Genomic DNA, 19,558 nt, shown 5'->3' on the forward strand with positions numbered 1-19,558 from the left:
TTCGCTGTCAGCTTTTTCACTCTTATGCAGTAACTCTTCCTATCTATTTTTATCCAAAGCTTCACGTAATGTAGCAATAAAGTCGATGGTCTTCACGAAGCCCTTATTTCTTTTTACATCTTCTTCCACCTTTTCCATTAATGAGCTCCCTATGATGAACCCATCTGCCAACTCGCGAATTTCCATCACCATTTCCGGAGACGATATCCCAAAACCAAGTGCTGTCGGACAGTTTGTTTCCTGTCTTACCTGAGTCATAAATGTTTCCAGCCCCTCATCCAAGGTATTTCTAGCTCCTGTAACTCCTTTAGAAGCAATGCAGTACAGGAAACCATCTGCATCTTTTGCAATAGTGCGCACACGTTCACCAGAAGTTGGTGCTACCAATCGTATCTCAGTGATTGGTAAGGGCGAAAGGGCAAACCCATCATAAAATCTAGCTTCTTTAGGCAGATCAGGAATGATTACGCCATCTAACCCCGCTTTTTTAGCACATTTCCCAAAATCATCCCATCCATATTGAAGTAAGCTATTCACATAAACAAGCCCTACCAATGGTACTTCTGTCTTTTGTCTAATGCTCTCTATCAGTTTCAAATACTGATCCATATCCATTCCCTTTTCTATCGCTTTTTTCGCAGAACGTTGTAGAACAGGCCCATCGGCTAACGGGTCAGAGTAAGGCAGACCCAGTTCGATAATATCAGCACCAGCTTTCTCCAGTTCCAAAACCAGTTTGATCGTTGTATTTATATCCGGATCTCCCGCCATTATAAATGGAATAAGTGCTTTTTTCTTATCCTCTTTCAAAGACATAAATTTTGTATTAATTCTTGTCATTCTGCTCCCCACTTTCCATAATAGTATGAATATCCTTATCGCCTCTTCCAGACAAGTTCATAATAATAATCTGTTCCTTATCCATCAATGGCGCCATTTTTATCACCTGGGCTAAGGCATGAGAACTTTCTAACGCTGGTATAATCCCTTCTAGCTGCGTCATTAAGTGAAATGCCTGAACGGCTTCCTGATCTGTAACAGCTTCATAAGAAGCTCTTTTGGATTCAAATAGATAGGCATGTTCTGGCCCAACTCCTGGATAATCAAGGCCTGCTGATATGGAATGAACTGGTTCAATCCCCCCATCCTTATTTTGCATCAGGTACGTCAACATCCCATGAATCACCCCTATGCTTCCACGATTAAGAGCCGCTGCATGCTGCTTGCTATCCAACCCCAGCCCTCCTGCTTCTACTCCTATCATACGAACCTGAGAATCTTCGATAAAGGGATGAAACAGTCCAATAGCATTACTGCCACCACCAACGCAAGCCACTACCGCATCAGGCAGACGGTTTTCCAATTGTACTATTTGTTTTCTGGCTTCCAGACCAATCACTCGCTGAAAATTTCTAACCATAACAGGATAAGGATGAGGCCCCACAACAGAACCAATGATATAGTGCGTATCTTCCACCCGAGCAATCCATTCTCGGATGGCTTCATTGGTAGCATCTTTCAATGTCCCTGTCCCCGAATCCACAGCATGTACTTTTGCCCCTAAGAGTTTCATTTTATAGACATTCTGAGCCTGTCTTCGTATGTCTTCCGCACCCATAAAAACATCACACTCAAGACCTAGCTTTGCACTGATAGTTGCCGATGCAACACCATGCTGCCCAGCTCCGGTTTCTGCAATAACCCTTTTCTTCCCCATTTTTTTAGCTAGTAAAGCTTGTCCGATCACGTTATTAATTTTATGAGAACCCGTATGATTCAAGTCTTCTCTCTTAAGGTATATTTTCGCACCACATAAATGATTTGTTAGGTTTTCTGCAAAGTATAAAGGAGTTTCACGTCCAGCATATTCCTTCAAGAGCCTGTTAAGCTCATTTGAAAACGAGCTGTCTTCATAGGCTTTCTTTAACGCTTCTTCTAATTCCATCAATGCACTCATTAACACTTCCGGTGCATATTGGCCACCAAAAATACCAAACCGATCTTCCAACTCAACGATTTTTTTTGTTTTTTCTAGACTCATCGCCATTTTTACCACTCCCTATATTATCTTATTTTTTCTTGCATTCACTTTTGTTTTCTCCTTATTTGATTAATCAATTCCAGAACCTTGTTCTCATTTTTTCTTCCCTGTACTTCCACTCCACTGCTAACATCCAAGACATCTGGTTTCACCATTTTAATAGCTTCTTCTACATTTTCTATTTTTAGTCCACCAGCCAGTATCAGCTTACCTTCTACAGAAATATGTTGAGCCCATTCCCATGGAAACGTAATCCCATTTCCACCTTTCAGTGGTCCTGCTGCATCTACCAAATATCCATCTACCTGATAGTCCTTTATCTTCTCCAAATCAAACTGTGTTCGGATCGTAAAACTTTTCCAAACTTTATATCCCTCTTGCTTAATACACCTACAATACTCCGGACTTTCATCTCCATGAAGTTGAATAATATCAAGAGGTACCCCAGCCGCTTGTTTCAGCAGTTCATCTGTTTTCATGTCTACAAACACACCAACACGATTAATCTTCGCATTTACTGCTTTCGATAAGCTTATCGCCTGTTCCAAAGATACTTTTCTTTTGCTGGGAGCAAAAACAAACCCTATATAGTCTGGCATCCCCTTTTGAATTCCTATCAATTCTTCCGGCTTACTAATACCACATATCTTCACCTGAGTCATAAGGCTTCCCCTTTTAAGTTCCGAAGTGCCTCTCCCGGTGAATTTTGTCTCACAAGACTTTCACCCACTAATACCCCTGTAGCACCCCATCTTTTAACGTTATGACAATCCGCACTGTTCTTGATACCACTTTCACTAATAATCGGAATATTAGACGGAACATGAGGACATAACTTCTCCGTTATCCGAAGGTCTACTTCCATCGATTTAAGATCCCGATTGTTAATCCCTATATAGTCTTCCCCTTTTTTAAGATCTAAGCTTTTTAGTCGTTCCAGTTCTTCTCTGTTATGAACTTCCAGCAAACACTGTAAACCCATACGTTTTGCTTCTTGATGAAAAACGACTAATTCTTTATGATTCAAAGCAGCCATTATTAATAATATGATATCTGCCCCCATGTGCTTGCTTTGATAAATCTGATAAAGACTAATGATGAAATCTTTTCTAAGCACAGGTAATCTTACAACGTCTTTAACCGCTAAAAAATCCTTAATCGAACCATGAAAAAAATCAGTTTCTGTTAATACAGAAATTGCCGCCGCACCAGCTTCTTGATATTCCTTTGCCACTTTTGCAGGGTTTTTTATATTTCTCAATGTTCCTTTTGAAGGAGATGCTCTTTTAATCTCCGCAACAATTGCCGGCATTTCCCCCTGAGATTTTTCTATTAAATGTGGAAGTAATTCTACCGTTTTTGCAACATCTGTTTCTTTTTCTTCCATTTCTTTGCGTAGTATATGCTCCGGTAACAGATTCTGTTGAACCTGAAGATTTTTTTTAGCAGTATCAAGAATTTTACTCAGCATACCCTATTCTCCACCTTTTCTTTATTTGATCTTATCAGTTTATAAAAATCAAATGCCCGGCCATCATCAATTATTTCAGCCGCCTTCAGAACACCTTCTTGCATATTCCTTGCCACTCCTGCTATATATAACACCGCTCCTGCATTTAAGATTACAATAGATCGGTTTCCATTTCGTTTTCCTCGCAGCACACTAAGAATAATCGCCGCATTTTCTTTCGCTCCTTTTCCTTCCAGTTCTTCAGGGTCGACTAATTCCAGTCCTAACTCCTGTGGCTTGATCTGATATTCTTGTAATTTTCCATCCTTTATTTCGCATACATAAGAATCACCGGTTACCGTTAGTTCATCCATACCATCCGAACCATGGACTACCATAGCATGGGTTGTCCCTAAAGCTCTTAAGGTTTCAGCCATCCTTTTTACCAGAGATTTGCTATAAACACCCATTAGCTGATATTTTACGGATCCAGGATTAGCTAAGGGACCTAATAAATTAAAAATGCTTCGAAACCCTAGTGTTTTGCGAACATTAGCAACGTTTTTCATGCTGGCATGATAATCCGGTGCGTATAAAAAAGCCATTCCATGTCGATGAAGTTTTCCCATAGCTTCTTCCGGCTCCTGATGAATATTAATTCCCATAACTTCTAATACATCTGCGCTGCCAGATTTACTAGACACACTTCGATTACCATGTTTCAACACCTTTGCACCACCTGCTGCCGCTACGATCGCTGACGCTGTAGATACATTAAATGTTTTTCCTCCGTCGCCACCGGTTCCACAGGTGTCTACAGCTTCTGCACATGAATAAGGCAGTGTCTTCGCCCGGTTGCGCATTGTTTTTGTTGCAGCCACCAGCTCGTTTACCGATTCGCCTTTATGTCGAAGAGCCGTTAAAAAAGCGGCCATCTGTATCTCGTTTACGTTTCCATCCATAATTGCTTCCATACTTTCTATCATTTCTTCTGCTTTTAGTGATTGATTACTCATCAATTTTTCTACCATTGGCGTCAAGGATTTCATGCAACAATCTCCTTTCTCAAAAAATTTTTTATCATTTCTTTTCCATACTCTGTAGCCAGCGATTCAGGATGAAACTGCAGACCATATACTGGATGTTTTTCATGTTCCATCGCCATAATTTCCTGTTTATCGGTAACAGCTGTCACTTTCAACTCACTCGGCAATCCTTCTGGCTTTACCACTAGGGAATGGTATCGCGTTGCATGAAAACCGGTTGGTATCCCTTCCAAGATTTTACTATTCGTATGGTAAATTTTATCCGTCTTACCATGTACTCGATGAATCGCGTGTATTACTTTTCCACCATAGGCTTCTCCTATTGCCTGATGGCCAAGACAAATACCAAGCGTGGGAATACGTGGACTCAACTCGCGAATGAGATCAATAGAAATTCCAGCATCTGTCGGAAAGCCTGGTCCTGGCGAGACAACTATATGTGAAGGGTTCATTCTTTCAATCTCATGTACTGTAACTTCATTATTCCGTATCACCTTTACCTTCGGGTTTATTTCTCCAATATATTGAAACAGATTGTACGTAAAGGAATCATAGTTATCCAGTATAATAATCATTATTTATGCCCCTTCCTTTCATCTTTCTGTACAAGCACTTGCATCAATCCCTGAGCTTTCCGACAACTCTCCTTATATTCCTCTTCCGGAACTGAATCCTCTACAACGCCTGCACCAGCTTGTACATACGCTTTCTTTTGATGAAACAAAATGCTTCTGATGGTGATGCAGCTATCCATATTTCCATTGTAACTAAAATAACCTACAGCACCTCCATAGGAACCCCTTTTCTCCGGTTCCAGCTCGTCTATAATCTCCATCGCTCTTATTTTAGGAGCTCCTGATAAGGTGCCCGCCGGAAAACACGCAATAAATGCATCGAAAGAGTCAAGCTCCTGCCTAAGCTTCCCTTGCACCTCTGTTACCAAATGTATCACATGAGAAAACTTTTTAACGACCATAAAAGGGTCTACGGTAACGCTGCCAAATTCAGCAACTTTTCCTACATCATTCCTTGCTAGATCTACCAGCATCAGATGTTCTGCCTGTTCTTTTTCATCGGAAACCATCTCCTCTGCCATCTTCTGATCTTCTTCCAACGTGCAGCCTCTGGGTTTTGTTCCTGCAATAGGACAAGTTTCAACAACTCCTTTAACACATTTCACCAGCATCTCTGGCGAAGCTCCCACCAGTTGATAGTCATCAAAATCAAAGTAAAAAAGATAAGGCGATGGATTCAATGCCCTTAATTTCCGATAAGTTTCAAAAGACGATGGTGCTGGATCCACACAGTATCGTTGAGATAACACCACTTGAAAGATATCACCATTCCGAATATATTCTTTCGCTTGTTTTACTTTTTTTTCAAAACTAAGCGGCGATTCTGTACTAGTTATTTTTCTCGAAGGATTGTCATCTTGATCTTTATTTTCTTCTTGATCCACAAGAGGCTGAAAAATTTTGCGATTCATTTCTTTCAATTTTTTTACAGCCATATTATATTGATCATATAGTTGTCCCTCATTTTCTACCACCTCGATAAGTACGATCGTCTGTTTTGCATGATCGTAAACAGCTAGCTGGTTTACTACAAAAAAATCTGCATCCGGTAGTTTCCAATCATCCCCCTCTGACTCTCCTAAGGATTCATATTGCCGTATTAAATCGTATCCCATCATTCCAACAACTCCGCCGATTAAATCAGGGCCTTCTTCTAATGGCGAGGGAATGGTTTCACCTATTATATTTCTTAGGCAATCCATTACCTTTCCTTCCCCTTCTGCTAAACAACCTTCTCTATTCCATACTTTCCATTTATGGCCATAAGCCGTTATCCTTTTATCTACTCCACTGCCAATAAAAGAATATCGACCACGCTGACTTCCATCTGACACACTTTCCAACAAAAATGTTCCCCCTTTTTCTGCCAGCTTTCTATATAGGGTTATTGGCGTCTCCATATCTCCAGACATTACAGCTGTCACGCAAATCCGGGGATGACCATCAGCATTTTTTCTGAAGGTTTCGTAGGACATTATTTCCATAAGGTACCCTCCCTGTTCAGCATCATTTTATTAACAAAAACAAAAAACACACCAATCCCATATCAGGGACGATGTGTTTTCACACTCGCGGTACCACCCAGTTTAGACCTTAATCTTTCCAACATGACTACCATAACTTCAGAAACAAAAAACGCACTTCCTCCTAAAGTTAGGACGAAATGCGCTGATTCCGTGTTGCCACCCATGTTAGACGATTAGACCGTCTCGCTCTTTACAGATACGGAAGAAACAATTCTTCGATATCCTGTCCTTCTAACGGTGGACTTCCGGCCAACACTACTCCTGTACGTTTTGTGCGGCTTCTCCTGGAACCATTCAGTAATCTGATCGTCACCAGGCTCTCACCATCCCCAGCTCGCTTTAGATCTTCAGACATTACTTACTATTTCCATTCACTGAATTTCTGTTGTTATTTTTATCTATCCTACACCCACCAATCTAGTTTGTCAAGTAGATTTTAATTTTTTTCAAATAATAGCGTTAAGGTATAGGGAGTTATTATTCTTTGCTTTGTTTCGTACTCAAAATAGTTACCGTCACCAATATAATACCCATTCCGGCAATTTGGTTCAATGCAAGCCTTTGACTCAAAACAACATATCCGAAAAGCGAAGCTGTAACCGGCTCCACCATCGCAACAATAGAAGCCGAAGTTGACGTTGTCCGTTTTAAGCCAGTTATATACAAGAAAAAGGATAAACCTGCCCCAAAGATACCTAGTAGAATCATCCAAGCTATATCTGGCGATTGAAGGACTGAAACCACTTCAGCCCGATCAACAAACAGAAGCATTACTACGGAAAAAGAGGTGAATGCAATCGTTAAAATTCCCTGAGGCTGTCCATAATCATCTGCATATTTAAAGCTAAAAATAAATAATGCATAGGAGAGTCCTGAAGCCAGCCCTGAAACAAGACCAAGCAGCGAAATACTGTCAGGACCAATGTTGTAAACCTCTGTTAACAATATCACTCCAAGCATCACAAAAAAAATCGCCAGCCATTTATATAGCGACATCTCTTCCATCCGAAATACAAAAGATATAAGAAACACAAATACTGGCGCCGTATACATTAAGGTAGCCGCTACAGCAATGCTTGATTCTGATATACTGATATTATAAAAACCAAGATTTCCTGCAACACCAATTCCTGCAACAATAGACCAAATAATCATTGGTCTGTTCCATGTTGATGGTCGGAACAAGAACCAAATCAGAATAAATAGTAACCCTACGGATCCCCTGTAAAAAGCTATCACCAAAGGACTCCATCCTTTATCCATTAGAAAACCACCAAGCCCTCCAGAAAGGCCCCATAAAATGGCGGCTAAAACAACCAGTAACACACCACTGACACGCATAAACATACCTCCGGAATAGAGGGGTCAGGCTTGAATCATTTACTTACTTAGGTGAATATCATGGCTGATCCTCTATCAAAATTAACAAAAAAATGTTCCCTGTAAGCTTCTACTAAGGAATATTCAACGATTATCTGCACAAAAAGAGACTTGATTTTTTTCAGAACATCAGAACATTAATGGCTTTTCTTTGGAGGTCCAGGAAAAAAAGCATTGGTTTTCTGTGCATAAGCTTCAAATTCCGGGTTACCCTTGTATTTTTTTTCCAACATCGGCACTCCGGACACAAATAACAGCAGCCATGTGATAGCCAAGGGGCTGATGATACCTGTCCATCCCCATTCTACAGGAATAGCCATGATCCACAATCCCCACCACATAGTAGCTTCTCCGAAATAATTGGGATGACGAGTATAACGCCACAATCCATGCTGAATAATTTTACCTCTATTCTCCGGTCTCTTCTTAAACTCTCTAAGCTGTCGATCTCCTACGGATTCAAAATAAAACCCAATAACCCAAACTGTCAACCCTAATGTTTCAAGAATCCCAAAACCAGTTCTGGCTGATGCTTGCACCAGCAGCACCGGATAGGCCACTACCAGCATGAAAAAGCCCTGCAACATAAAGACCTGGAAAAAGGCTCTTGGCACCACCCATTTACCCCATTCGTTACGCCAGTTGGCATAACGAAAATCTTCCGGTTTTCCTATATTGCGTCGAACAATGTGATAGGCCAATCGACTGCCCCAAATTACCACCAGAATCATAACAAGACTGCCTCTTATTGTCAAGCTTTCTGACGTTAGCCAAGCATAAATCGTAACAACAACAAAACCAGGTCCCCATCCCATATCCACAATAGAATTGTTTTTAATGATCTGAGCCATCACAAAAAAGAGCATAAAGTATGCAAAAACCACTATGGCAGACTGAAAAAGCAATGATTTCATGACCTATGCCTCCTCTCATTTTTGAACCAAAGATACGGCAACGGCTCCTTTACCAGAGCTAAGAGCAACGACAGGTGATATACCAGTGATATATTTCGGTTCCTTACCCAGAATTTTCACCAGTTTTTGCCGATATTCTTCTGCTTTATCTGGTGCATCTCCATGAACAATACAATACTCTTTCACTGACTTTCCCTGATGAAGAGAATCAACAATCTCCATAATTTTCCCTGTGTTTGCTTTGCGGCTGAAGGCTTTGGCAAACGCAACCCCTTTTCCCATTTCATCTAATGATACGATAGGCTTAAGATTCAGCCATTTTGCCAATTTCCCCTTCATGGGACTGACTCTTCCGCCCCGAACCATATATTCAAACGTTGCCACACTAACAAATATATAGGTTTTAGGAATTAAACTTTTCACCATATTTTTAACTTCCTCAAAGTTTTTTCCATTCTGAACGGCTTCGGCGGCACTTAAAACCAATAAACCCTGAGCACCAGAGTTTTTCAGAGTATCAATAACGGCAATTCTTTCTTTGCTTTCATTATATTTTTCAGCTTCATGAAGAACCGCCTGATACGTGCCACTAATATTACCAGAAACTGTTAATACCAATACTTGTTCGTAATGACTAACCAAAAAATCCAGGGTTTCACGTATCCTGGTCACTGTTGGCTGGGATGAAGTGGGGTATTCTTTTACCTTCTCCAAAAAAGAAAAAATTTGTTCCGGAGTAATGGTTACCCGATCAAGATAAGGTGTTGCACCTACTAACATCTGAAGTGGAAGCAAGTGAATATGATATTGATCCATCAATGTTTGTGGGATGTCCGCAATCGAATCTGTGACAATCGCAATGGACGGTTTTACGGTTTCCATGGCATCCTGCTGACGCTTCATATCGTCTACTTTTTGCTGTTTGATAACACCATACCGACTCATGTGAATAAATATATCCTCCGGATGGTCTGTATGAAAATGAAACCGGAGCCGCTTGGAGTTTCCCGCTACAATGACTGAGTCACCTTTACCTGTTAAATAATCTTTTATTTCTTCGATTGACATCTGGCTTCCGTCCAGATATCCTTCTGTACAGTACCGATAATCGATTTCTGATTTTCCATACCTCTCTTCTGGAAAGTCAATTGATTCTGCTGTCCGTTTTTCTCTTACAAGAGCTTTAATTTTGCCAGGGCTCATCACTTCCGCAATCCCCTCCAAGAAATGTACGAACCCTTGAGCCCCAGAGTCAACAACAGATTCTTTTTTTAAGACCTCCAGTTTTTCCGGAGTTTTTCTTAAAGATTCACGAGCCCGATCCAGGGATTTTATCAAAACATCTCCAAAATCATTATTGTTTTTTCCGAATTCATAAAAAGATTCTGCCCATTCTTTAAGCACCGTTAGCATTGTTCCTTCAACAGGATTTGCCATTGCTTGGTAGGCATAAGGCACTGACCGCATTAAAGATTCTCCAAAAAGACCGGCCGATATTTCTTTATGGGATTTTACCTCTTCCGCTAATCCATTTAAGAACTGTGCCAAAATCATACCGGAATTACCTCTAGCACCGGTTAATGATGCAGCTGCAATCGATTCAAATAGTTGATTCACATCCGCCTGAGGCTTCACTTCTTCCAAAATATGATTTAAGGTTATCGAAAGATTATTACCGGTATCTCCATCTGCCACCGGAAACACATTGATATGATTTAAGTGTTGCCTCTGACAGGAAACTTTTCTGGCACCTGCCATCATCGCATAGTAAACTCGCTTACCATTCAGGTAATATACTTTCATCGGACCTCCTCCTAGGCGTTAATAAAGTCTTCGTTAGAAAGTGTTTACCCATCACAAGAATCACTTACTCACCATTCAATATGGAAAAGGATTTTCTTTTGCTAGACATAGAAAGACTTCCCAAACCCAGAATAATCAATCCTATTCCCATCCAGGCATAGGTCGATAAGCTTTCTCCCACAAAAAACACACCTAAAAGGGCTGCTGTCATCGGCTCAGCCAAGGTTAAGGTAACCGCATTGGAAGCTACCGTATGTTTAAGACCGTTAGCAAACAAAAGATAGGCTCCTGCGGTGGTTACCCCGCCTAAATAAACAGATACAGCTATCCCTCTGGGTACAATAATCCAAGAAGCATCTCCGATGATCAAAAGAGGCATTAAAAGCAATCCACTAGCAAAAAAAATCACCGCTACTACGGTCTCCGAGTCATGATAAGCCAATAATTCTTTGCTAAACAAAATATATGTCGCAAAGCCAAAACCTGCAATCAAGGCTAATAGAATACCGACAGGCCTTACATTGATCTCCGCTTCATTGGCCCAAAATAAGATTGCACAGCCTACAATAGCCATTGTAGTAGAAATCCACCATTCTTTCGCTGGCTTTCGTTTCCATAAAAACCATTCCATCATACCTGCCATCGCAGGAGCTGTCCCTAGAGCAACCACCGTACCTACGGCTACTCCCGTGATTGCAACTGCCGAGAAAAAGGCCGGTTGAAAAACGGAGATGCTTAGGGCCGAAATAAGCACATATTTTATCGATAGGGAGCGAATATCTAATTTCCCCCTAGTCCATGCACAAAAAAACAGCATAACTCCTCCTACTACCATGCGGATAGCGCCAACAGTGAGGGGAGTTGCTGTTTCAGGAGCCAGGGTTTGAACCGTTCCTGTTGTTCCCCATAAAACGGATGCTATTAGAATATAAATCATACCTACGCCTCCAAATAAACCATTATTTGTTGATCATCTAATCTGCTTTGAAAGCTCGTCAGACATTTTGCCTGTCTTCCTCATCAATTTTATTCAGTATTTGAATTTATATAAAAACACCTTGGATTTTCTAAGGATACTGGTATAGTATAAGATAGATTATCATTCATTTCCATCTTTATACGAATAACTTTATTTTGAAAGGAGCTTTTCTATGAAATCTGAACAAATGAAAAAATATGCTGAGATCGTTATTAAAATCGGTGTTAATCTTCAACCAGAACAAAAGTTAGTTATAAAGTCGCCGATAGAAACCGCCGAATTTGCCAGAACCTTATCTTCCATAGCTTTTGATGCCGGAGCAGGCGATGTAATTATTGACTGGAAAGATGAGTTGCATTCTAAGATCAAATATCAGCAAGCACCTGAAAAGGTATTTGAATCTTTCCCTTCTTGGCAAAAGGATTTCCATACAGTCCTTGCAGAAGAAGGTGCTGCCTTTATTAGTATTGCTGCCAATGATCCTGAACTAATGAAGGATGTAAATCCTGCTATCCTTATGAAACATCAAAAAACCATTAACACCGCTTTAAAGGAGTATCGAAACCGATTGATGGGAAATCAGAATGCTTGGAATGTCATTGCTTACCCAACCAGTTCCTGGGCAAAGAAAGTATTTCCTGATCTGCCTGAATCAGAAGCCGTAGAACAACTCGGAGAAGCAATTATTACTTCCGTTCGTGCAAATTTAGAAAATCCTATCCAGGCTTGGGAAGACCATAAAAAAAGCTTGAAAAAACGTATGGACTTTTTGAATACTCACAGATTTGATAAGCTGCATTTCCAAAGTGAAGCCGGAACCGATCTAATCGTAAAGCTTCCAACAAATCATCTGTGGACAGCAGGTGCTGAAAAAACACAGGATGGCACAGAGTTTATTGCTAACATGCCTACAGAGGAAGTCTTTACCCTCCCACATAAGGATGGTGTTTATGGAACTGTTGTCAGTTCTAAGCCTTTGCCCTACAACGGAAATCTAATTGAAGACTTTTCACTTACTTTTGATCATGGAAAAGTAGTAAATTATACAGCTGCCAAAGGATACGAAACACTCAAAGGACTCCTCGAAACGGATGAAGGATCTTTGTGCTTAGGAGAAGTAGCCCTAGTCCCCTACGACTCTCCCATTTCTAATGCTGGCATCCTTTTTTACAACACCTTGTTTGATGAAAATGCTTCTTGTCATTTAGCTTTGGGAAAAGCCTATCCTGTTTGCTTAGAAAATGGCAATCATATGTCTGCCGATGAATTGTCCAATGCTGGAGTAAATGAATCTTTAGTTCATGAAGATTTTATGATTGGTACTTCCGATATGAACATCACAGGCATTACTAAAGAAGGAGCAAAAATTCCAATCTTTATTAATGGAAACTTTGTCGATTCTGTGAATGCAATTTAATCAACCGGTGAGTCAAAGAAAATAGCTCGAACAGGAGATCCATCACCTTTTTTTACTTTCAGTGGCAGAAAAGAATACATGCCTTTAACAAAGGGAACTTCCTTCAAATTACAAAGATTTTCTACAATCAGTATCTCCGCATTCATAAGGACAGAATGTACAGAGAAAGTCTTATCCATAGTCGAATCAACACTTAACGTATCAATCCCTACTAATGAAACGCCCATATCTACAAGCATTTTCGCTGCTGTTTCGGTAAGGAATGGATGCTTAAAATACATCCTTTCTCTATAGTGTCGATCCCATCCAGTCATAAAAACAACAAATTCGCCAGAGCTTATATAGGATCGATAAGCGGCAATGTCTTTAGTATCTATCTTTTCATTGGTCCCTTTATTGGATACATCAATAAGCGTACCCTTACCAACAAAACGACTAAGCGAGAGATTATCCAGCGATGCTCCCTGGGGGTTAAAATGCCAGGGAGCATCTACATGGGTTCCTGTATGGCTCCCCATCAAGATTTTACTGATCTGGCAGCCATTTTTTTCATGAGTATTCCATGATTTAATCTCCACCGATGGATCTCCAGGATATATTGGCATACTGGTCTCTATTTCATGGGTTAAATCAACGATTCTTTCCATCTTCATCTACCTCTGTTTTCCTTTTTTGTTAATCCTGAAATACCGGATGATTCTCTCATCCGGTTAAGTGCTTTACCTACTTTCAGTATCATGTTTCATCGTATATTACCATGAATTTCTTCATGGGAAACTTCCACCGGTTTATTGTTTTCATCCACAAAAACAATGTTAGGGGTATATGTTTTGGCCTCTTCTTCCAAAAGCCAGCAATAGGCAATAATAATACAGGTATCTCCAGGCTGTACTAATCTTGCTGCCGCGCCATTTAAGCAAATAATACCACTGTTTCTTTCCCCTTCAATAACATAGGTCTCCAAGCGGTTTCCGTTGTTATTGTTAACAATCTGTACTCTCTCTCCTGCTATGATATTGGCTCTTTCCATCAACTCTTTGTCTATCGTAATGCTGCCCACATAATTAAGATTTGCTTCTGTTATTGTAGCTCTGTGTATTTTCGCCTTAAACATATTTAACATCAATGCTATTCACCAACCTATTTTTTAATCTTTCATCGTTATACTACACTATTTAGCCGTACAATGCACGCTTTTCTATACTAGTTTAAAAGAACAATCTCATCCCATGCTCTTATTATTGTTTGCATTAAGAAAACATGATATACTGATCTGACAATATGGAATTTTTCAACTATTTTAACTTTTTACAAAGGAAGGATGTTGCTAATGAACCTTTCAAAAAAAATCATTTTATCCATCGGTATGCTAGTAATACTTGTAGCTGTCGGACTTGGGGTTAGTTCCATTTATTTTAGCAGTAATACAATAAGATCTCAGGCAGAAGACAGCCTTTTTACCCAGGCTAGAGATGGCTCCCGCCTTATTTCTGACACATCCGCTCTGAGACTTCAGGTCATTCAGGAGATGACAGAAAGAGATGCCATTCAATCAATGGACTGGGTAGCTCAACGAATCAGTCTACAGTCAGATATTCAACGATTGGGTTATCGTGACCTAGCTATTATCAATGCACAGGGATATGCTCAGTATGTTCAAAGTGGAGATGTAGCCAATTACGCCAATATGGATTTTGCACAACAAGCACTTGCTGGAAATGTTTATATTTCAGATGTAACCATTGATCGTCGAACGGAAGACGCTTTTATCACTTATGCCGTTCCTATTATGCGGCATGAACAAGTATTAGGAGCTCTTATTGCTCAGCAGGATGCCCAGTTCTTAACTGAGGTGATTAGCACGATGGGGCATGGCGAGTCTGGCTATGCTTATATTATTAATAATGAAGGTCGCGTTGTGGCCCATGATAACTGGGAGTTTGTCACTTCTCAGTTTGATCCTATCTCAGAATCCGAAGAAGATTCATCCTTAATCCCCCTTGCTTCTGCCTTCAGACAAATTCTTGACACCGAATCCGGAGTGGGCGATTATTCTTTCCAGGGAAATGATTTATATCAAGGTTTTTATCCTATCGATGGAACCAGCTGGTATTTAGTAACAACAGCACATCAGAGTGAAGTTCTTGCCGGGTTATCAAACCTCCAAAGTATGTTGCTGATAGTCACCGTCGGCTTTCTTCTGCTAGGTATTATTGTTGCCATACGCGTTGGAAAATCAATTTCTACTCCTATTAAAAATTTATCAGAAACGATTATCAAACTTTCTCAGTACCATTTAACTTTTGATGAGAACAGTGCGGTTCTAAAATATCTAAACCGAAAGGACGAAATTGGCACCATTTCAAATTCATTAGCAACGATGCAAAAGAATTTCATTGACCTTATTCAACAAATAGGTGATAGTGCACAGGATGTCGCATCCTCTTCTCAACAGTTAACCGCTACCAGCCAACAATCTGCTACTGCTTCCAACGAAGTAGCAAAAACCATTGAGGAAATAGCACGAGGCGCTTCCGACCAAGCAAAAGATACAGAGAGCGGCGCTAGTCATATCAATGAGCTAGACCAAATGATCCAGGCAAACCAAAGTCATATGAATAGTCTTAATCGTTCTGCTGTAGAAACTGATCAGATGAAAAATGAAGGACGGCAAGCTCTAAAACTGGTTGTAGAAAAAACTGAGCAAAGCAGTCATGCCGCCCAGGAAGTAAATCAAGTTATTTTAGAAACCAACGAAAGTGCTCATCAGATTCAAAATGCCAGTGCTATGATTAAAAGTATTGCTGAGCAGACCAATCTATTAGCATTAAACGCCGCAATAGAATCAGCCCGGGCTGGCGAAGCAGGCCGTGGATTTGCAGTAGTAGCCGAGGAAGTTCGAAAACTAGCAGAACAGTCTAACCAATTCACGGAAGAAATTGAATCTGTTATTAAAAAGTTAACCGAAAAAACAGACAGTGCGGTTACAACAATGCAAACACTCAGCCAAATGGCAGAAGATCAGACAGAAGGCGTTTATAAAACAAATGAAAAATTTGATGGAATCGATCAAGCTGTATCCAACATGGATAGAATTATACAAGATCTAAATAACTCTGGTAAGGCAATGGATCAAAAGAAGGATGAAATTATTGCCGTTATCGAAAATTTATCGGCAATTTCAGAAGAAAATGCCGCAGGTACTGAAGAAGCTTCTGCTTCTGTTGAAGAACAAACCGCTGCCATAGATCAAATTGCCAGTACCAGCGAAGATTTATCCGCACTTGCACAAGATATGCAATCTGCCGTTGCCCAATTTAAAATATAAGGTTTTACTATAAAAGCTCTCAGAACGAACTACTGAGAGCTTTTTATAATCGCTTTTGCGGCAGCCATTCCTGAGGAAAAAGAGAATTGAAGGTTGAATCCTCCTGTTACCCCATCCACATCTAGTATTTCACCAACAAAGTAAAGACCCGAAACCAGTTTTGATTCCATTGTATTGCTGTTAACTTCATTAGTTGATATTCCGCCAGCGGTTACCATTGCTTCATTAAACCCTTTTACAACGGATATTGCTAATGGAAACGAAGTTAATAACTGAACTAATTTCTTTCTCTGCGCTTTTGTTAAATCGGCACATTTTTGTTGCATCGATATGCCTGCCATAAAAAAAATCGTTTCTATCAACCTATTAGGCAGATCATCATCAGCTACTATGTTTTTCACTGTTTTTTTTCCAGCCTTACTTGTACTTTCTAATAATTTCCGTTCATATATATCGGTCTGTATCGATAGTAAATTCAGCTTCAGTATGTCACCCTCCTCAAAATAGCGAGAATGATTTAGAATCACTGGTCCGCTCAAACCATCGTGCGTAATTAAAAGATCACCCTTGTATGTGCCAATTTTTTTCTCGTTTCGCCAATGTTCGACAGTGGCTTTTTTAAAAGACATACCAGCTAATTCCATTAAACAATGGGAACGAACTTCTATAGCTGCCAACGCTGGACGTACTTCTGTAAGTGAATGCCCCAAAGCACTTGCCAACCGATAGCCATCACCGGAAGTTCCAAGTGCTGGATATGACTTTCCTCCTGTTGCAATAATAAGATTTCTTCCCCAAAAGTGTTGTGTCCCCGTTCTCACAAGAAATTGATTGTGCTCTTTTCTTATGTGCTGGACACTTGCACACAGATGCATCTCCACCTTATTCTGTTCTATTTGTTTCAATAAGGCATTTACAATTCCAGATGCTCTTCCAGTCTTAGGAAAGATTTTCAGGTCATCACGTGCTTCTAATGAAACATCAATATCTTCAAACCATTTCTTTAACAAATCCGGCGAGTATTTTCTTATGGATTTCCCTACAAACTTTTCTTTTTCATGATAGCTTCTTAGAAAATGATCGATTGATCCCGCATTTGAAATATTGCACTGACCGCCACCCGATACCAATATCTTTTTCCCGGGTCGGTCATTTTTTTCCAACAAAAGAGTTTTTAGTCCCTTTTTTGCCGCTTCGATCGATGCAACCATCCCACCAAGTCCCGCACCAATAATGATTACGTCGTAAATAAAATGATCTCCTTTCTTCTAACTTATTCTTTTCCTAAAGAGTATATCCGCTGTTGAATATCTTCCGTTTTTTCAGTGAATAGTCTAAGTGCTTCTTTTTGCTCCTCCGATGTCTGTGTATTGTTCTTTACTAATTCAAAAATACTATTAAACATCTCAGTAAATTTTTTTGTTTGATCATTGATATTTTTAGCATAAGTCCCTGTTTGTTCTGCAAGCTTTTTCACTTCCCCGGCAACGACAGCAAATCCTCTACCAGCTTCTCCTGCCCTTGCTGCTTCTATCGAAGCGTTTAAAGATAGTAGATTTGTTTTTTTCGCTATGCTTTCAACAAACTGCAGATCCTTTTCAATACTTTCCAACATTCCTTCCGCTTGACTAATGTTATTCAAAGCACTCGTATTCACTTCGGCCAGGGATTCTGAGCTGGCATACAGCTCCTGGGAAGTCGCTGCTAAATCATTTATATGATCATTTACGATTGTCGTAGTTCCTCTGATTTTTTCATTTACCTGATATTGCTGACACATCATCTCTACCATTGCGTTAACCATATCAAAGAAAACCATTACCTCATTAGGGTCACCGCTCATTGCTAATACAGTTACAGGCTCTTGGTTGCAATAGATCACTTTGATCACACCAGCCTTAACATCCATCCCTTTTTCCTGAGCTTCAAGCTCCTCTTCTTTAGAAACAACAAATTTCTTTGTTTGACCTTCTTCCATCATCACTTTTGATCTTGGGTGATGATTGCCAATACGTTCTTTCTTGGTAGCGGCGACAATTTTTCCTCCCTCATCACAAAGAATAATTGGGTATGGAACGATATTTCTACATTTCTCTACTATTATCTGTGCCACTGCATGATCTACCATTTTAATAGCCTCCCCATTTTCCTGTATTCAATTTTGTTAATGATTTATTTCAAACCTATTTACTCTCATACTCTAACTAATTCGACGCAGAAGAAATATTTCCTTCCTAGTATAGTATAAAATATTCCCATTAACCGCAAGTAAATCCTTTCTTGCTTACGGTTATCGGTGGTAATTGTCTATCTTTAGACTGTTTCAAACTCTTGATAAGCTGGCGATTTTTTCAGCTGATGATAAAGTTGAGCGTATGTTGCTTCGTAATAGGGATGAACAAAAAACACACCTATTCCAAACATAATACTTCCCAGCAAATACCATCCAATAAAAGAAAGATCTAACACAAACAAATCCATTTTCTGACCCTTGGTCATATCAATACTCTTTTGAATCGCTTCACCGGAATCCAAATGCGGCTCCTCTACCATAATATAGGGAACCATTTTGTATTGATAATGTTTTATAATACCTGGAATGATCAATAGCAAGAACCACAAAAAGTTATATAATCCCCGCAAAAACATCGTTTTTACGATGTTCAAGTAATAACACGACTTAAAAATTGATGCTAGTTGACCAATATCAGCCCTTCCATCAGTTACTCCATGTAAGAAAAAAGACCTTCCCCCTACTTCTATGGGGATGCCAACAAATACTCGAAATCCCCATAAGATTACTACCATTGCTACGCCAAAAAACATCATAAAAAATAAGCTTCCAGGAATGCCAATACTATCTATGATACTCGAAATGAATGCTTGCGAAGTGTTGATATTAATTCCGCCTATGTCAAAAGAAAAACCACTGAAACTTCCTCCTTCTGATACGGCCGTCCTCCCTTGATTACCATTATTAAAAATATTTTCATTACCGCCCACTAACGCAATAATTAAAGAAACAAAAAATGCTTTCAGATAATTTTTACCCAAAAATCTTTTAGCACTTTCCTTGATTTCTTTCCTGGTCCACATTCC

Annotated in this window: 18 protein-coding genes and 1 other annotated feature; of the genes, 2 read left to right on the forward strand and 16 right to left on the reverse strand. The window is 39.8% G+C overall.

Annotation, left to right across the window (positions count from 1 at the left end; all coding sequences use genetic code 11):
* Window positions 1–39: 39 nt before the first annotated feature.
* The 11 genes from trpA to BLV55_RS00920 all read right to left on the reverse strand — a co-directional run bounded on the left by trpA (window position 40) and on the right by BLV55_RS00920 (window position 11,672).
* Window positions 40–840 (reverse strand): tryptophan synthase subunit alpha, encoded by an 801-nt coding sequence (gene trpA / locus BLV55_RS00870; protein WP_093309972.1) that lies wholly within the window; start codon window positions 838–840, stop codon window positions 40–42.
* Entirely contained in the window at window positions 827–2,047 is a 1,221-nt protein-coding gene (gene trpB / locus BLV55_RS00875; protein ID WP_330386545.1) for a tryptophan synthase subunit beta, read from the reverse strand. Before trpB ends, trpA begins: the two co-directional genes overlap by 14 nt.
* Window positions 2,048–2,085: 38 nt before the next feature.
* On the reverse strand, window positions 2,086–2,703 hold the full coding sequence (locus BLV55_RS00880; protein WP_093309973.1) for a phosphoribosylanthranilate isomerase: 618 nt from the start codon (window positions 2,701–2,703) through the stop codon (window positions 2,086–2,088).
* On the reverse strand, window positions 2,700–3,512 hold the full coding sequence (gene trpC / locus BLV55_RS00885; protein WP_093309975.1) for an indole-3-glycerol phosphate synthase TrpC: 813 nt from the start codon (window positions 3,510–3,512) through the stop codon (window positions 2,700–2,702). The genes BLV55_RS00880 and trpC overlap by 4 nt, the downstream gene beginning before the upstream one ends.
* The gene (gene trpD / locus BLV55_RS00890; protein WP_242869990.1) at window positions 3,506–4,540 is read right to left on the reverse strand and encodes an anthranilate phosphoribosyltransferase; all 1,035 of its coding nucleotides are present in this window, start codon (window positions 4,538–4,540) and stop codon (window positions 3,506–3,508) included. Before trpD ends, trpC begins: the two co-directional genes overlap by 7 nt.
* Entirely contained in the window at window positions 4,537–5,112 is a 576-nt protein-coding gene (locus BLV55_RS00895) for an anthranilate synthase component II (RefSeq protein ID WP_093309977.1), read from the reverse strand. Before BLV55_RS00895 ends, trpD begins: the two co-directional genes overlap by 4 nt.
* Window positions 5,112–6,596, reverse strand: a complete 1,485-nt coding sequence (gene trpE, locus BLV55_RS00900) for an anthranilate synthase component I (RefSeq protein ID WP_093309979.1) — start codon at window positions 6,594–6,596, stop codon at window positions 5,112–5,114. Before trpE ends, BLV55_RS00895 begins: the two co-directional genes overlap by 1 nt.
* Before the next feature lie 167 nt (window positions 6,597–6,763).
* Window positions 6,764–7,022, reverse strand: a binding site (T-box leader).
* Between the two features lie 93 nt (window positions 7,023–7,115).
* A complete protein-coding gene (locus BLV55_RS00905) occupies window positions 7,116–7,979 on the reverse strand; it encodes a DMT family transporter (RefSeq protein WP_093309981.1) in 864 nt (287 codons plus the stop codon).
* 176 nt (window positions 7,980–8,155) lie between these two features.
* Window positions 8,156–8,932: a DUF1295 domain-containing protein gene (locus BLV55_RS00910; protein ID WP_093309984.1), complete on the reverse strand. Its 777-nt coding sequence runs from the start codon at window positions 8,930–8,932 to the stop codon at window positions 8,156–8,158.
* A gap of 15 nt (window positions 8,933–8,947) precedes the next feature.
* Window positions 8,948–10,735: a DAK2 domain-containing protein gene (locus tag BLV55_RS00915; RefSeq protein ID WP_093309988.1), complete on the reverse strand. Its 1,788-nt coding sequence runs from the start codon at window positions 10,733–10,735 to the stop codon at window positions 8,948–8,950.
* 64 nt (window positions 10,736–10,799) lie between these two features.
* Complete coding sequence (locus tag BLV55_RS00920) at window positions 10,800–11,672, reverse strand: DMT family transporter (RefSeq protein WP_093309992.1); 873 nt, start codon at window positions 11,670–11,672, stop codon at window positions 10,800–10,802.
* Window positions 11,673–11,886: 214 nt separating this feature from the next.
* On the opposite strand from BLV55_RS00920, the gene BLV55_RS00925 reads away from it, so the two are divergent.
* Window positions 11,887–13,131 (forward strand): aminopeptidase, encoded by a 1,245-nt coding sequence (locus BLV55_RS00925; RefSeq protein ID WP_093309994.1) that lies wholly within the window; start codon window positions 11,887–11,889, stop codon window positions 13,129–13,131.
* Here BLV55_RS00925 and BLV55_RS00930 read toward each other — a convergent pair.
* Window positions 13,128–13,778: a cyclase family protein gene (locus BLV55_RS00930; RefSeq protein ID WP_176968193.1), complete on the reverse strand. Its 651-nt coding sequence runs from the start codon at window positions 13,776–13,778 to the stop codon at window positions 13,128–13,130. The two genes, BLV55_RS00925 and BLV55_RS00930, sit on opposite strands and share 4 nt — an antisense overlap.
* A 95-nt stretch (window positions 13,779–13,873) precedes the next feature.
* Window positions 13,874–14,254 carry an aspartate 1-decarboxylase gene (gene panD / locus BLV55_RS00935; protein ID WP_176968194.1) on the reverse strand — a complete coding sequence of 127 codons (381 nt, stop codon included), beginning with the start codon at window positions 14,252–14,254 and terminating at the stop codon, window positions 13,874–13,876.
* A gap of 207 nt (window positions 14,255–14,461) precedes the next feature.
* Between panD and BLV55_RS00940 the strand changes: the two genes are divergently transcribed.
* Window positions 14,462–16,459 (forward strand): methyl-accepting chemotaxis protein, encoded by a 1,998-nt coding sequence (locus BLV55_RS00940; protein WP_176968195.1) that lies wholly within the window; start codon window positions 14,462–14,464, stop codon window positions 16,457–16,459.
* A gap of 29 nt (window positions 16,460–16,488) precedes the next feature.
* Here the strand turns inward: BLV55_RS00940 and BLV55_RS00945 are convergent, their stop codons facing one another.
* From BLV55_RS00945 to BLV55_RS00955, 3 genes are all read right to left on the reverse strand, one after another.
* Window positions 16,489–17,709, reverse strand: a complete 1,221-nt coding sequence (locus BLV55_RS00945; protein ID WP_330386558.1) for a BaiN/RdsA family NAD(P)/FAD-dependent oxidoreductase — start codon at window positions 17,707–17,709, stop codon at window positions 16,489–16,491.
* 23 nt (window positions 17,710–17,732) lie between these two features.
* Entirely contained in the window at window positions 17,733–18,587 is an 855-nt protein-coding gene (locus BLV55_RS14830; RefSeq protein WP_093310006.1) for a methyl-accepting chemotaxis protein, read from the reverse strand.
* 185 nt (window positions 18,588–18,772) lie between these two features.
* Entirely contained in the window at window positions 18,773–19,555 is a 783-nt protein-coding gene (locus BLV55_RS00955) for a DUF975 family protein (RefSeq protein WP_093310008.1), read from the reverse strand.
* Window positions 19,556–19,558: the final 3 nt, after the last annotated feature.

The organism is Tindallia californiensis (assembly GCF_900107405.1).
Classification (GTDB): domain Bacteria; phylum Bacillota; class Clostridia; order Peptostreptococcales; family Tindalliaceae; genus Tindallia; species Tindallia californiensis.